Source organism: Agromyces aureus, from assembly GCF_001660485.1.
GTDB classification, from domain to species: Bacteria; Actinomycetota; Actinomycetes; order Actinomycetales; family Microbacteriaceae; genus Agromyces; species Agromyces aureus.
The window spans coordinates 1,715,720-1,728,692 of sequence record NZ_CP013979.1 but is presented as its reverse complement, the minus strand read 5'-3'; the positions used below and the strand labels follow the sequence as shown (position 1 = coordinate 1,728,692).

Sequence of the window (12,973 nt, the reverse complement as noted above, 5' to 3'; positions counted from 1 at the left end):
GTCGGAGCCTGACGCCGCGCGGGCGTCGTCGCTACGCGGCGTCGCCCGCCGCCCGCGCGGCGCGCCGGGCCTGCCACCAGGCCCAGAAGCGCGCGAGTTGGCGCTTCGCGAAGACGGCGACGCGGCGCGCCCAGGCGAATTCGGAGCCGAGGATCGCGAGTCCGAGGAACACGACGAGCCATCCCGGGCCGGGCAGCGGCACGAGGGCGAGTCCGACCGCGGCGATCGTGCCGCCGAGGACTCCGACGAGCACTCGGTAGGTGCGACGCAGCATCGGCCGGTCGTGGATGCGGCGACGGATCGCCCGCAACCAGCGGCGGATCGGGCGCTCGGGCCGTTCGGCCGCGGCGATATCGCGGGAGAGTTCCTGCTCGGTCACCATGCAAGACACGATATATCGCGAGTAGATGGCCCGCATCCGAACTCAGCGACCTCGCAGCAAGGGCCGGCGACCGCTCAGGAGTCCCCGCCGGTGCGGCGCTGCTCGCGCTCCTTGCGGCGTGCCGCATCGAGGGCCTCGCCGTAGGTGAGCCCCTGCGGCGAGGCAACTTCATCGGGAGCGGCATCCTCGCCCTCGGCACGGTCGGCATCGGTCGTGGGGGCCAGTGCCCCGCCGGCCGCGCTGTCGCCTGCGGGCGCTTCAGCGGCGGCCTCGACATCCGGAACCATCGCCCCGTACCGCGGAGCCGTCGGGCTCGCCGCTGGAGCCGGAGCCGGAGCCGAGCCGGGCGTGGGAATCGCCGGCGCAGGCGCCTCGGTCACGCCGAGCACCTGCCGGGCGCGCTCCACGTGCGCGGTCTCAGCGATGATCGAATAACTCGTGGCGAGCACCTGCGCGACCGACGTGAAGTCGCGGCGTCGGCGGTTGACCGAGTACGACACGACGCTGAAGATCATGCCGAACCCGGCGCCGATGAGCACGGCCGAGATCAGGATGCCGACCGAGGCGCCGGTCGGCGCGAAGATGAAGAACAGCAGGCCGAGGAAGGTGCCGAACCAGGCGCCCGACAGTGCACCGGCACCTGCGGCACGACCCCACGTGAGCTTGCCCGTGATGCGCTCGACGCTCGTGAGTCCGGTGCCCACGATCGCGAGTTCCTTCAGCGGGAACTCGGCCTTGGCGAGTGCGTCGACTCCGGCCTGCGCCTCGGCGTACGTCTCGAAGCTCGCGACCGTCTCACCCTGCGGCAGGGTCGGGAAGACTCTGGACATGCGGCCGCCGAACGGCGAAGGGGTGCTCACCCCCTCATCCTCCCACGGGCTAAGTTGGTACCGTGAGCGCAACGAGAGTCTTCGTCGCCCGACTCGCCGGATGCGCCGTCTTCGACCCCGCCGGTGATCGGGTCGGAAAGGTGCGCGACGTCCTCGTCGTGTACCGACGCAACGACCCCCCGCGGGTCGTCGGACTCATCGTCGAGGTTCCCGGCAAACGCCGCGTGTTCCTGTCGATCGGTCGCGTCACGTCGATCGGCGGCGGGCAGATCATCACGACGGGCCTCATCAACCTGCGCCGCTTCGAGCAGCGCGGCGGTGAGGTGCGCGTCATCGCCGAGATGCTCGGCCGCAAGGTCGCCTTCAACGACGGCTCGGGCGTGGCCTCCATCGAGGACGTCTCGATCGAGGAGCGCGAGCCCGGCGATTGGGAGGTCGAACAGCTCTTCGTGCGCCGCCCCAAGGGCGCCTCGCCGTTCTCGAAGGGCCAGTCGGCGTACGTCACGTGGCGCGAGGTCAGCGAGATCGCCGCCTCCGGCGAAGCACAGTCGGCCGAGCAGCTCATCGCGACCTACTCCGAGCTGAAGCCCGCCGACCTCGCGAACACCCTGCTCGACCTGCCCATGGCGCGCCGCCAGGAGGTCGCCGAGGAGCTCTCCGACGACCGCCTCGCCGACGTGCTCGAAGAGATGCCCGAGTCCGACCAGGTCGAGATCCTCTCGGGACTCGGCGACGATCGCGCCGCCGACGTGCTCGACCACATGCAGCCCGACGACGCCGCCGACCTCATCGCCCAGCTCCCCGAAGAGCGCGGCGAGCACCTGCTCGAGCTCATGGAGCCCGAGGAGGCCGAAGACGTGCGCATGCTGCTCACGTACGGCCCAGACTCGGCCGGCGGGCTCATGACGACCGAGCCGATCATCGTCTCGGCCGACGCCACGGTGGCCGAGGGGCTGGCGCTCATCCGCCGGCACGACCTCCCGCCGGCCCTCGGGGCAGCCGTCTGCGTCACGCTGCCTCCGTACGAGGCGCCGACGGGGCGGTTCCTCGGCGTCGTGCACTTCCAGCGCATGCTGCGGTATCCCCCGCACGAGCGACTCGGCACGCTCATCGACCAGGGCCTCGAGCCTGTCGGCGCCGACACGTCGGCCGCCGAGGTGAGCCGCATCCTCGCGAGCTACGACCTCGTCTCGGTGCCGGTCATCGACGAGAAGCACCGACTCGTCGGCGTGGTCACGATCGACGACGTGCTCGACTACCTGCTGCCCGATGATTGGCGAAGTCATCCCGAAGACGACGACGAGGTGAGTAAACGCGCGACCGCCCGCGCACAACTGACGACGGGCAGCATCCCGATCCCGAGCAACGCGAGGAGGGCAGCAGATGGCACGCGTTAACACCGCCGACGAACGGCGCTTCGACACCCCGAAGGGCAGCCGTCGTGCACCCTTCCGCCGCGGCAACCCCGACAAGGACCGCTTCGGCCGCTTCACCGAATGGGTCGCGCGTGCGATGGGCACCCCCGCCTTCCTGGCCGGGCTCTCGCTGTTCGTGCTCGCCTGGCTGCTCTGGAACACGTACGCTCCCGAGCAGTTGCGCTTCGACTCGCAGATCTACGGGTTCACCGTGCTCACGCTCGTGCTCAGCCTGCAGGCCTCGTACGCCGCCCCGCTCATCCTGCTCGCGCAGAACCGTCAGGACGACCGCGACCGCGTGCAGATCGAGCAGGACCGCCAGCGCGCCGAGCGCAATCTCGCCGATACCGAGTACCTCGCACGCGAGGTCGTCGCCCTGCGGCTGGCCATGCGCGACCTCGCGTCGAAGGACTTCATCCGGTCGGAGCTCCGCGCCGTGCTCGAAGAGCTCGACCGCACCCACGACGAGGATGCCGCGAATGCCGCCCCTCGCCCCTGACGAGCTCGAGGCCGCGGTGCGCCGCTCGCTCGAGTCCGTGATCGACCCCGAGATCCGCAAGCCCATCACCGAGCTCGACATGCTCGAGTCGGTGCAGGTCTCGGGCGATCGCGTGCAGGTCGTCGTCCGGCTCACGATCGTCGGCTGTCCGGCATCCGATCGCATCGAACGCGACGTGCGGCAGGCCGCCGAGACGGTCGCGGGCGAGGGCCTCGTCGACGTCGCGCTCACGGTCATGACGCCCGAGCAGCGCACGGCGCTGACCGAACGCCTCCGCGGCGCCAAGGCGGGTCGCACCAACCCCTTCGGCCCCGGCACGCTGACGCGCGTCATCGCGGTCACGAGCGGCAAGGGCGGCGTCGGCAAGTCGACGCTCACCGCGAACCTCGCCGTCGCGCTCGCGGCGCGCGGACTCTCGGTCGGGCTCATCGACGCCGACGTGCACGGATTTTCGATCCCGGCACTGCTCGGACTCGTCGACGACGACGGGCTCGCGGCCCGGCCGACCCAGGTCAACGACATGATCCTGCCGCCCGTCGCGCACGGGGTGAAGGTCATCTCGATCGGCATGTTCGTGGAGCCGGCCGAGCCGGGTGCGCGAGCGTCGTCGACCGCGGTGGCCTGGCGCGGGCCGATGCTGCATCGCACGCTGAACCAGTTCCTCACCGACGTGTACTTCGGCGATCTCGACGTGCTGCTCGTCGACCTGCCGCCGGGCACCGGCGACATCGCGATCTCGCTCGGGCAGCTGCTGCCGAACGCCGAGGTGCTCGTGGTCACGACCCCGCAGCCCGCTGCGGCCGACGTCGCCGAACGGTCCGGCGTCGTCGCACGCCAGACCGGCCAGCGCATCATCGGCGTCGTCGAGAACATGGCCGGGCTGCCCGGCCCCGACGGCACCGTGCTCGACCTCTTCGGTTCGGGCGGCGGCGAAGAGGTGGCCCGACGCCTGTCGGCCGGGCAATCCGAGTCCGTGCCGCTCGTCGCGAGCGTGCCGCTCAGCATCGCGCTCCGTCAGGGCGGCGACGACGGCATCCCCGTCGTCGCCGGCGCCCCCGACGACCCCGCGGCACGTGCGATCGAGCTCGTCGCCGAAGTCATCGCCTCCCGTCCTCGTCAGCTCTCGGGCCGTCGGCTCGACGTCTCCGTGCGGTGATGCGGATGCCGCGCGCCGCCGTCGCCCCCACGGGCCGGCGTGCGCGCCGCACCCCAGTGGCTTCGCGCGCACGGGCCGTGCTGCTTCCGCTGGCGTTCGCGATCGGCGTCGCCTCCATGGCCGGATGCACGCCGCAGGCGGGCGGCCCCGCGGCATCCGCCCCACCGGCAGCCCTGCCCGCCGGCATCACCGCGAGCGTGCTGCAGAGTCGGCAGGACGTCGTCGACGGCAAGCTCGTGGTGCAGCTCGACAACGCCACGGGCGACGCGCTCGAGTTCGCCGCGTTCGAGGTCTCGGCGCCCGGCCTCGAGCCGGGCCTGCGATTCGAGGGGCCGCGCACCATCCCCGACGGGCGGTCGGTGCAGTACCGGGTCGAGCTGGGCGGCACCCGCTGCGACGGCGACGCGGGGCCGGCCGAGGTCGCGCTCGAAGTGTCCGGGGGCGGTGGCGGCGAAGCCGTCGGCACGATCGAGGCCGACGACCTCTACGACACGCTCCCTCGGCTGCAGAACAGCGGATGCCTCGCCGGCGCCGTCGCGGACGTCGCCGCGTTCACCCTCGCCGAGCACCTGCGCTCGACGGGGTCGGGCACCGACCGGCGGGCCTTCCTCGACATCTCGGTCGAGCCCACCGGCGCGGCATCCGGTTCGGTGGATCTCTCCGAGGTGCTCGGCACGACCCTGCTCTCGGCCGAGGACGGCCTGAACTGGTCGACGACGACCGCGCACATCGAGGCGTCCGACGCCCCGTCGACGATCTCGCTGCCCGTGCGACCCGCACGCTGCGACCCGCACGCGGGCGCGGAGGACAAGCGCGGCACCATCCTGCCGCTCGTGGTGACGACGAGCGAGGGCTGGTCGGGCCAGTACGAGGTGCGCGCCTCGGCGACGCTGAAGCAGGACCTGTTCGCCTACTTCACCGAGCGCTGCGGCCTGCCCTCGAACTGACGCGAACGACCCGCCGCGCTGCGCCGCCGAGGCGTCACGATCTGCTGGAATCCGGGGCGGTTTTCCCGCAGATCGTGACCCCCCGCGGTCATGGGACGGCGTGTCGTCGCGGCGTGTCGGGCCGGTCTCGCCGGCGGCTGGTCAGCCGCGCGGCTCGACGACCCGCGCGAGCAGCTCGACGAGCAGACGCCCGGTGAGTTCCGACGGCAGCGCCTCGACGAGGGCGAGCACGGGCGCCATCTGCGCCGGAAGCCCGCCGCCCTCGCCGCCGAGCAGGCCGATCGCACCGAGGAGTCCGGCCGCGGTGTCGGAGTCGAGTTCACCGGCGGCCGCGATCAGGGGCTCGACCCCGCCGGGCAGCGCTTCGGCGAGGCCGGCCAGCACGAGCTGCCCGTCGACCTGCGGAACGCCGCGCACGGCATCGGCCGCCGCGACGAGCGCCGCCGAGAGGTCTTCGACGACGTGCTCGGTCACGGGCGTGATCGTGAGGTGGGTGGTGTGCGGCAACCGCGTGCCGTCGGCCTGGGTGAGCCCCGGCTGCAGCTGCAGGAGCCAGCCCGAGCCGCGCGCGGCATCCGCCCAGTGATGCGGGTCGACCCGGAGCCCGGGCGCGACGGACTCGTCGGTCGCGACGGCGAACAACGGCCCGACGGGCACCCCGACGACCCGCAGGCCCTCGATGCCCTCGACGACCTCGCGCAGCGTCGTCGTGGCGCGAGCGGCCTTCGCCGAGAGTTCGGCGAACCCGGCCTCGCCGAGCACCTCGGTGATCGACCAGGCGGCCGCGAGCGGTCCGGCGGGCTTCGAGCCCGTCATCGTCGGGTTCACGACGGGGTAGCCGGGCCAGCCGGTCGTGCGGAAGTACTGGTGGCGCTGGCGGTCGCGGCCGCGCGTGAGCAGCACCGAGACGCCCTTCGGCGCGTACCCGTACTTGTGGAGGTCGGCCGAGAGGCTCGTGACGCCGGGCACGCGGAAGTCCCATGCCGGCAGCTCGTCGGGCCAGAAGCCGAGCGCGAAGCCGCCGATGCAGGCGTCGACGTGCAGCGCGATGCCGCGCGCGCGGCAGACCGCCGCGACGTCCGCGACGGGGTCGAGGCTCGCGAACGGGTACGACGGCGCCGAGACCACGACGAGCGCGACGTCGTCGCCGAGGCGGTCTTCGATGGCGGAGGCCGCGAGCGTGCCGGTCGCGGGGTCGACGGGCACGAGGTCGAGGACGAGCCCGAAGTACTCGGCCGCCTTGTGGAACGCGGCGTGCACGGTGATCGGGGCGACGATGCGCGGCATCCGCGGAGTGCCGACGCGGGCCGCACGCCACACGTCGCGCGCGGTCTTCACCGCGAGCAGGCAGCTCTCGGTGCCACCCGAGGTGACGGTGCCGACGACGACCTCGGCCGAGTCGGATGCCGCGTCGGAACCGTCGCCCTCGCCGTGGAACACGCGTCGGGCGAAGCCCACGACGCCGGCCTCCATGGCCGCGACCGAGGTGAACGTGGTCGGGTCGAGGCCGTTCACGGGCTGCACGAGACGCGCGGCCGCGGCGGAGAGCTCGTCGAGCTCGGCCAGCCCGGAGTCGTAGACGTACGAGAGCACCCGGCCGCCGTGGGTGGGCGCGTCGCCCTCGCGCAGGGCGGCGAGTTCGGCCAGCACCTCGGCGGGGTCGCGTCGGAAGTCGTTCATGGTCACACCGTCTCCTGCGTGTCGTTCCGGGGGTTCGGCTGCGTCGGGGGGGCCGACGCAGCGGGCGCCGCCGCGACATCCGCATCGATGTCGTGGCGGCGGAGCGCGTACCGGCTGAGCGGCACGAGGCTGAGGAACACGAGCAGCGCGGGCAGCGCGCTGAAGCTGACGGCGATGCCGGCGACGGCCGCCGCGGGCTGCTCGACGACGGTCGAACCGGTCGACTCGAGGTAGCCGGTCAGTGCCAGCACGATCGTGAGCACGGTCGCCCCGAGCGCCATGCCCGCGGTCTCGCCGGCGGTCCAGATGCCGCCGAAGCTGCCGGCGCGCCCCTCGCCGTGCTCGCGGGCGTCGTGCGAGATGACGTCGGGCAGCATGGCCATGGGCAGCGTCTGCATGCCCGCGTAGGCGGCGCCGGCGAGCGCGACGGGCAGGTAGACCCAGGCGCCGGGTGCCCAGATCATGCCGACCATGCTGAGCGAGGCGACCGCGAACAGCAGGCTCGCCCACCGGAACGCCCGCTCCTTGCCAGTGCTCCGGGAGATGCGGCTCCACAGGGGCGCGCAGAGCACCGCCGGGGCGATGAGCGCGACGAACAGCAGGGTCAGCGCATCTTCGCTGTCGAGCACCCAGACGGCGACGTAGTTGGCGCCCGCGAGCATGACGCCGGTGGCGAGCCCCTGCAGCACGAAGGTCGCGAGCAGCGCGCGGAACGGGGCGCTGCGACGCAGGGCCGCGAAGCCCTCGGCGTAGGCTGCGCGGATGCCGCGGCGCGGCGCCTGAACGCCGGGCAGGCCGCGCGGGGCCGTCGTGACCGCGACGAGCATGCCGGCGCCGATGACGAGGCCCGCCACGATCGCCATCACGAGGTACCCGGTCGCCTCGTCGTCGCCCATGCGGCGGAGCATCGGCCCGCCCGCGCCGAACAGCAGGATGGCGAGGCTCAGCACGACGACACGCCACGACAGCAGGCGCGTGCGCGCGTCGTAGTCGGAGGTGAGCTCGGCGGGCAGCGCGATGTAGGGCACCTGGAACAGGCTGAACGCGGTCGCCGTCGCGAGGAACGCGAGGAACACCCAGACGCCCGATGCCGCGGGCGCGAGCCCGGCCGGAACCGCGAAGGTCAGCACGAATCCGACGGGCAGCGCGATCGCTCCGATGCGCATCCACGTGCGGCGCGAACCCGTGCGGGCGAGCGCCCGGTCGCTGTGCTCGCCGATCCACGGATCGATGACGACGTCCCACACCTTGGCCGCCGTCACGACCAGACCGGCGACGAGCGCGGTGACGCCGAGGGTGTCGGTCATGTAGAAGACGAGGACGAGTCCTGGCAGCGTCGCGAACCCACCGGTACCGAGCGATCCGATCGCGTAGCGGGTGACGACGCCGCGGGAGAGGGGGCGCTCCAGTGCGGTCATGGAGGCATAGTGTAATCGGCTCCGCAACCTCGGTGAGACCGAAGTGGGTCAACTGTCCTAGACTGTGCCGCATGCGCGCCACCCTGGCCTCCCCCGACCTGTACGCCCGCCTCACCGCTGAGATCGTCGCCACCGGCGACGCCACGGTCGAGGTTCCGACGCCGAGCACCGGCGAGACGCTCCATGCGCTGCCGCAGTCGAGCGCCGCCGACGTGCTCGACGCGACCGCGAGAGCCCGCATCGCCCAGCTCGCGTGGGCCCGCGCGGGCTTCGCCGAGCGCCGCCGGATCCTGCTGCGCGCGCACGACCTCGTGCTGGAGCGCCGCGAACTGCTGCTCGACCTCATCCAGCTCGAGAGCGGCAAGACGCGCGGGCAGGCCTTCGAGGAGGTGTTCCAGGCCGCCTCCGTCACGCGCTACAACGCGCTCGAGGCGCGCCGGACGCTCCGCGGCGGCCCGCGACGCGGCGGCATCCCGACCGTGCTCACCGCGAGCGTGCGGTACAAGCCGAAAGGCGTCGCCGGCGTCATCACCCCCTGGAACTACGCGCTGAGCCTCGCTGCCATGGACGTCGTGCCCGCGCTCGCGGCCGGCTGCGCGGTCGTGCAGAAGGCCGACGACCAGGGCGCGCTGTCGATCCTCGCCCTGCGCCGCGCCTTCATCGACGCCGGCGTGCCCGAGGCGCTCTGGGCGGTCGTCACCGGTCCGGCGGCCGAAGTGGGCGAGGCCGTGACGGATGTCGCGGACTACATCTGCTTCACCGGCTCGACCGCGACCGGCCGAAAGGTCGCCGAGAAGGCCGGCCGCCGCCTCGTGGGCGCGTCGCTCGAACTCGGCGGCAAGAACGCCCTGCTCGTGCTCGATGACGCGGATCCCGTCGACGCCGCGCGCGGCGCCGCGCACGCCGCGTTCTCGGCCATGGGCCAGCTCTGCGTGTCGGTCGAGCGCTTCTACGTCGACCGCGAGGTCGCTGGCGAATTCCAGCGTGAGCTGGTCACACGCTTGGAGGGTGCCGCGCTCGGTTCCGCGCTCGAGTTCGGGCCCGACTTCGGCTCGCTGACGAGTGCCGCCCAGGTCGCCCGCGTGCAGGCGCACCTCGACGACGCCATCGCCAAGGGCGCGACCGTGCTGGTGGGCGGCAGGCCGCGCCCCGATCTCGGCCCCTGGTTCTTCGAGCCGACCGTGCTCACCGGCGTCACGCCCGAGATGAGCGTCTACGCCGACGAGACGTTCGGCGCGATCGCCTCCCTCTACCTCGTCGACGGCGATGCCGAGGCCATCGTCGCCGCGAACCACAGCCAGTACGGCCTGAACGCGTCGATCTTCTCCGGCTCGCTGCGCCACGCCTCACGCGTCGCCGACGCGCTCGAGGCCGGCAGCATCAACATCAACGAGGGCTACCGAGGCTCGTTCTCGGCCGTCTCGGCGCCCATGGGCGGCGTCAAGCAGTCGGGCGTCGGCCGCCGCAACGGCCGCGAGGGCCTGCTGCGCTTCGTCGAGCCGATCACGGTCGCCCGGTCGACCGGGCTCATCCCCCTGCCCCGCACGGGCGCCGAGTACCGCACGCTCGTGCCGGTCATGGTGCTCGTCTCGCAGGCGCTCAAGGCGATCCGCCGCGCCTGACGCCTCGCTGCGGCATCCGTCACGGTTCGAAGACGGATGCCGCGGCATCCGTCACGAGCGGCTCAGGTCGATGCCGGGCTCGGTCGATCCGGGACTCAGGTCCCTCCGGGACTCAGGTCGCTTCGGGACTCAGGTCGCTTCGGAGTCGAACGGGGCCGCATCGCCCGCGCCCAGGGCCTCGCGCTTGCGCTTGCGCTGCAGGTATGCGGAGTTCTCGTTGACCGCGGCTCTCGCGACGACGGGCGCCGCCGCCGGCTCGGCGAACGGGTCGCCGTCGCTCAGGGCATCGCGGATGATGCGCCGAGGGTCGTACTGACGCGGGTCGAGCTTCTGCCAGTCGACGTCGTCGAACTCGGGGCCCATCTCCTCGCGCATGCGGTCCTTCGCACCGTTCGCGAAGTCGCGCACCGAGCGCACGAACTTGCCGAGCTGGGCCGCGTAATGGGGCAGGCGTTCGGGGCCGAGCAGGAACACGGCGATCACCCCGATGATGAGGAGTTTCTCGAACGTCAGACCGAACACCGTTACAGGATAGTCTGCGGCGAGGCGTCCGAAACACACACCCGGCTGGACGTAGGCTTGGCAGCTGAGAGAGTGCCGGGAGCCGCATCGTGTCCGAACGTGACCTGAACTGGAAGTACGTCGACGAATCCGTCGTCGAGAGCGAGGCCGTCGCCCGCGCGCGCCAGCAGTCCATGGAGCTCGGCATCGATCCCGTCTCGCCCGCCGTGGGCGCGCAGCTCGCGGTCGTCTCCGCTGCAGCGCGCGCCGAGTCGATCATCGAGATCGGCACCGGCGTCGGCGTCTCGGGCCTGTGGATGCTGCAGGCCGCCCGCGGCGCCCTGCTCACCTCGATCGACACCGAGAACGAGTACCTCCAGGCGGCGCGCGAGAACTTCGCGGACGCCGGCGTGGCCGCCGCCCGTGTGCGACTCATCGCCGGGCGCGCGAGCGAGGTGCTCCCCCGCATGAACGAGAACTCCTACGACGTCGTCTTCGTCGACGCCGACGCCGGCTCGGTGATCGAGTACGTCGAGCACGGCCTCCGGCTCGCGAAACCGACCGGGTCGGTGCTCGTGGCCAGGGCCCTGTGGCGCGGGCGCGTGGCCGATCCCGCGCGCCGCGACGACGAGGCGACGGCGTTCCGGGCGCTGATCTCCGAGCTGTCGGCCTCCGCGGCCGTGGCCACGGCGGTCTCGCCCGCCGGCGACGGGCTGCTGCAGATCGTCAAGCTCGGCGCCTGACGCGCGAGCCGCGGACCCGTCGCCGTCCGCGCGAGCGCCCGTCCGTGCACGAGCGCCCGCCCGCGGCATCCGGAATCCGCGGGAAATCACGGATGCCGCGTCACGACCTCGTGACGCGGCATCGGCTTCGCGTGAGCCCGCCCGAGCGCCGATGCGCTCGAGCGGACATGCCTCGAGCCGAGCACCGCAGGCGGGCTCGGCTCGAAACGAATGGATCTGATCAGGCCGGGTTGACGACGCCGCCGAGCACGTCGTAGAGCTCCTTGGCCTCAGCATCGTTCACCGAGACGACAAGGCGTCCGCCGCCCTCGAGCGGTACCCGCACGATGATCAGCCGACCCTCCTTCACAGCCTCCATAGGCCCGTCTCCGGTGCGTGGCTTCATGGCCGCCATTGAGCTACCCCTTTCGTGGCTGTACCCATCCATTATCCCGCATCGGAAGCAGTCCTGAGAAATCGCCGGGAGCCTGTGGATGACGCAGGGCGACCGACGACGACTCGAATGGACTCAGGGCGGAGTCCAGTCGCGCCCGTCGATTCCCCACGCGATGAGCAGCCAGCCGATCTGCAAGGCCAGGAAGAGCACGACGAGACTCCAGCGGTACCACCTCGCTCGCGGCACCGCCAGGGCGCCGAGCAGGGGGAACAGCGGCGAGGCGATGCGGAACACGCTCGACTGCGGGAAGAACACCGCGAGCAGGTAGAGCGCGTAGCTCGCCGACCACAGCCGGATGTCGACGCCGAGCCGTCGCACCGCCGGCATGACGAGCACGAGCGCGAACCCGATCACGAGCGCGACGACGGCGATCGTGCCGAGCGGCTGTCCGAGCCACCATCCGCCCGACTCGAACCAGGCCGTGAACGGCACGAGCTCGCCGTAGCCGATGTACGCGGCGCGCCACGCCAGTTCGGTGTCGGTGTAGGCATGCAGGTCGCCCGTGCCGATCGCCGCAACGAGCAGCCACCCGAAGCCGAACACCACGGCGAAGACGGTGACGGATGCCGCGAGCACCCGTTCCCGCATCGGGAACGGGTCGTCGCGTCGCCGCCACCAGCGCCACAGCCAGTGCAGCCCGAGCGTCAGGGCGAAGGCGAGCGCTCCGGGCCGGGTGAACGACCACAGCGCGATGACCGGGAACAGCCAGCCGTAGCGCCGGTCGACGAGCAGCAGCAGGGCCGTCGCGAGCAGCAGGTAGCCGAGCGACTCCGCGTAGCCGAACTGCATGATCGGCGACACCGGTGCGACGCAGAAGAGCACGACGGCGAACATCGCCCGATCGGGTTCGAGGAACCGCGACATGAGCCGGTGGAACACGAGCGCGGCGCCCAGGCCCGCCGCGAGCGAGATGACGACCGACGCGACGTTCCACGGCACCTGGAGCCAGGTGAGCATGCCCACGAACGCCGGATACACGGGCATGAACGCCCACGCGTTCTCGGCGACGTGGCCGTCGGCGGTCTGCGGCAGCGCGCTCGGATACCCCGAGAGCAGGATGATCTGGTACCAGCGGGCGTCCCACATGTTCGCGAACTCGAAGTAGCCGGGCTTCGCGGCCGTCCACGGGTTGGCGCCCTGCACGCTCGCGAGCGTGAGCACGAACACCGTCGTGATCGCACGGGCGCCCGCGAACACGAGCATCACGCGCAGCCACCACGGCGCCAGGCGCCACCGCACGCGCGGCGACCACCGCGTCGCGCGGAACGGGTCGGCCTCGCGGTCGGCGCGCCGGCCCGGGGTCGCCCCGGTCGCAGCGGTCGCTTCCGTCGGGTCGGTCATGCC

The 12,973-nt window shown here is 72.1% G+C and carries 13 protein-coding genes; 6 read left to right on the top strand and 7 right to left on the bottom strand.

All coding sequences use genetic code 11. The annotated features are described in order from the left end of the window. Nucleotides 1-31 precede the first annotated feature (31 nt). Both ATC03_RS07460 and ATC03_RS07455 read right to left on the bottom strand, forming a co-directional pair. Complete coding sequence (locus ATC03_RS07460) at nt 32-382, bottom strand: TIGR02611 family protein (protein WP_067875077.1); 351 nt, start codon at nt 380-382, stop codon at nt 32-34. 74 nt (nt 383-456) lie between these two features. Further along, on the bottom strand, nt 457-1,242 hold the full coding sequence (locus ATC03_RS07455) for a YflT domain-containing protein (protein ID WP_067875073.1): 786 nt from the start codon (nt 1,240-1,242) through the stop codon (nt 457-459). Nucleotides 1,243-1,274: 32 nt separating this feature from the next. On the opposite strand from ATC03_RS07455, the gene ATC03_RS07450 reads away from it, so the two are divergent. From ATC03_RS07450 to ATC03_RS07435, 4 genes are read left to right on the top strand one after another with little or no spacing between them, the layout of a single operon-like run. Then, nucleotides 1,275-2,609, top strand: a complete 1,335-nt coding sequence (locus tag ATC03_RS07450) for a magnesium transporter MgtE N-terminal domain-containing protein (RefSeq protein WP_067875070.1) — start codon at nt 1,275-1,277, stop codon at nt 2,607-2,609. Further along, the gene (locus ATC03_RS07445; protein ID WP_067875067.1) at nt 2,596-3,126 is read left to right on the top strand and encodes a DUF1003 domain-containing protein; all 531 of its coding nucleotides are present in this window, start codon (nt 2,596-2,598) and stop codon (nt 3,124-3,126) included. The genes ATC03_RS07450 and ATC03_RS07445 overlap by 14 nt, the downstream gene beginning before the upstream one ends. Continuing rightward, on the top strand, nt 3,107-4,282 hold the full coding sequence (locus tag ATC03_RS07440) for an Mrp/NBP35 family ATP-binding protein (protein WP_418118764.1): 1,176 nt from the start codon (nt 3,107-3,109) through the stop codon (nt 4,280-4,282). The genes ATC03_RS07445 and ATC03_RS07440 overlap by 20 nt, the downstream gene beginning before the upstream one ends. Nucleotides 4,283-4,287: 5 nt before the next feature. Beyond that, entirely contained in the window at nt 4,288-5,229 is a 942-nt protein-coding gene (locus tag ATC03_RS07435; RefSeq protein WP_152030892.1) for a hypothetical protein, read from the top strand. Nucleotides 5,230-5,370: 141 nt separating this feature from the next. Here the strand turns inward: ATC03_RS07435 and ATC03_RS07430 are convergent, their stop codons facing one another. Beyond that, nucleotides 5,371-6,909 (bottom strand): pyridoxal phosphate-dependent decarboxylase family protein, encoded by a 1,539-nt coding sequence (locus ATC03_RS07430; protein ID WP_067875058.1) that lies wholly within the window; start codon nt 6,907-6,909, stop codon nt 5,371-5,373. Between the two features lie 2 nt (nt 6,910-6,911). Then, a complete protein-coding gene (locus ATC03_RS07425) occupies nt 6,912-8,327 on the bottom strand; it encodes an MFS transporter (RefSeq protein ID WP_067875054.1) in 1,416 nt (471 codons plus the stop codon). A gap of 71 nt (nt 8,328-8,398) precedes the next feature. Here ATC03_RS07425 and ATC03_RS07420 point away from each other — a divergent pair, with 71 nt between their 5' ends. Continuing rightward, on the top strand, nt 8,399-9,949 hold the full coding sequence (locus tag ATC03_RS07420) for a succinic semialdehyde dehydrogenase (RefSeq protein WP_067875051.1): 1,551 nt from the start codon (nt 8,399-8,401) through the stop codon (nt 9,947-9,949). A gap of 129 nt (nt 9,950-10,078) precedes the next feature. On the opposite strand, the gene ATC03_RS07415 is transcribed toward ATC03_RS07420, so the two are convergent. Beyond that, nucleotides 10,079-10,471: a sec-independent translocase gene (locus ATC03_RS07415; RefSeq protein ID WP_067875048.1), complete on the bottom strand. Its 393-nt coding sequence runs from the start codon at nt 10,469-10,471 to the stop codon at nt 10,079-10,081. Between the two features lie 89 nt (nt 10,472-10,560). Here ATC03_RS07415 and ATC03_RS07410 point away from each other — a divergent pair, with 89 nt between their 5' ends. Next, nucleotides 10,561-11,193: an O-methyltransferase gene (locus tag ATC03_RS07410; RefSeq protein ID WP_067875045.1), complete on the top strand. Its 633-nt coding sequence runs from the start codon at nt 10,561-10,563 to the stop codon at nt 11,191-11,193. A 220-nt stretch (nt 11,194-11,413) separates the two neighbouring features. Here ATC03_RS07410 and ATC03_RS07405 read toward each other — a convergent pair whose 3' ends face one another. After that, a complete protein-coding gene (locus ATC03_RS07405) occupies nt 11,414-11,587 on the bottom strand; it encodes a DUF3117 domain-containing protein (protein WP_067875042.1) in 174 nt (57 codons plus the stop codon). 114 nt (nt 11,588-11,701) lie between these two features. Next, nucleotides 11,702-12,970: a hypothetical protein gene (locus tag ATC03_RS07400; protein ID WP_227820254.1), complete on the bottom strand. Its 1,269-nt coding sequence runs from the start codon at nt 12,968-12,970 to the stop codon at nt 11,702-11,704. Nucleotides 12,971-12,973 lie beyond the last annotated feature (3 nt).

Excerpts from the sequence above, each read along its gene's own strand:
- ATC03_RS07460 (WP_067875077.1), bottom strand. The coding sequence starts at position 382 with ATGGTGACCGAGCAGGAACTCTCCCGCGATATCGCCGCGGCCGAACGG.
- ATC03_RS07445 (WP_067875067.1), top strand. The coding sequence starts at position 2,596 with ATGGCACGCGTTAACACCGCCGACGAACGGCGCTTCGACACCCCGAAG.
- ATC03_RS07440 (WP_418118764.1), top strand. The coding sequence starts at position 3,107 with ATGCCGCCCCTCGCCCCTGACGAGCTCGAGGCCGCGGTGCGCCGCTCG.
- ATC03_RS07435 (WP_152030892.1), top strand. The coding sequence starts at position 4,288 with ATGCCGCGCGCCGCCGTCGCCCCCACGGGCCGGCGTGCGCGCCGCACC.
- ATC03_RS07430 (WP_067875058.1), bottom strand. The coding sequence starts at position 6,909 with ATGAACGACTTCCGACGCGACCCCGCCGAGGTGCTGGCCGAACTCGCC.
- ATC03_RS07425 (WP_067875054.1), bottom strand. The coding sequence starts at position 8,327 with ATGACCGCACTGGAGCGCCCCCTCTCCCGCGGCGTCGTCACCCGCTAC.
- ATC03_RS07420 (WP_067875051.1), top strand. The coding sequence starts at position 8,399 with ATGCGCGCCACCCTGGCCTCCCCCGACCTGTACGCCCGCCTCACCGCT.
- ATC03_RS07405 (WP_067875042.1), bottom strand. The coding sequence starts at position 11,587 with ATGGCGGCCATGAAGCCACGCACCGGAGACGGGCCTATGGAGGCTGTG.
- ATC03_RS07400 (WP_227820254.1), bottom strand. The coding sequence starts at position 12,970 with ATGACCGACCCGACGGAAGCGACCGCTGCGACCGGGGCGACCCCGGGC.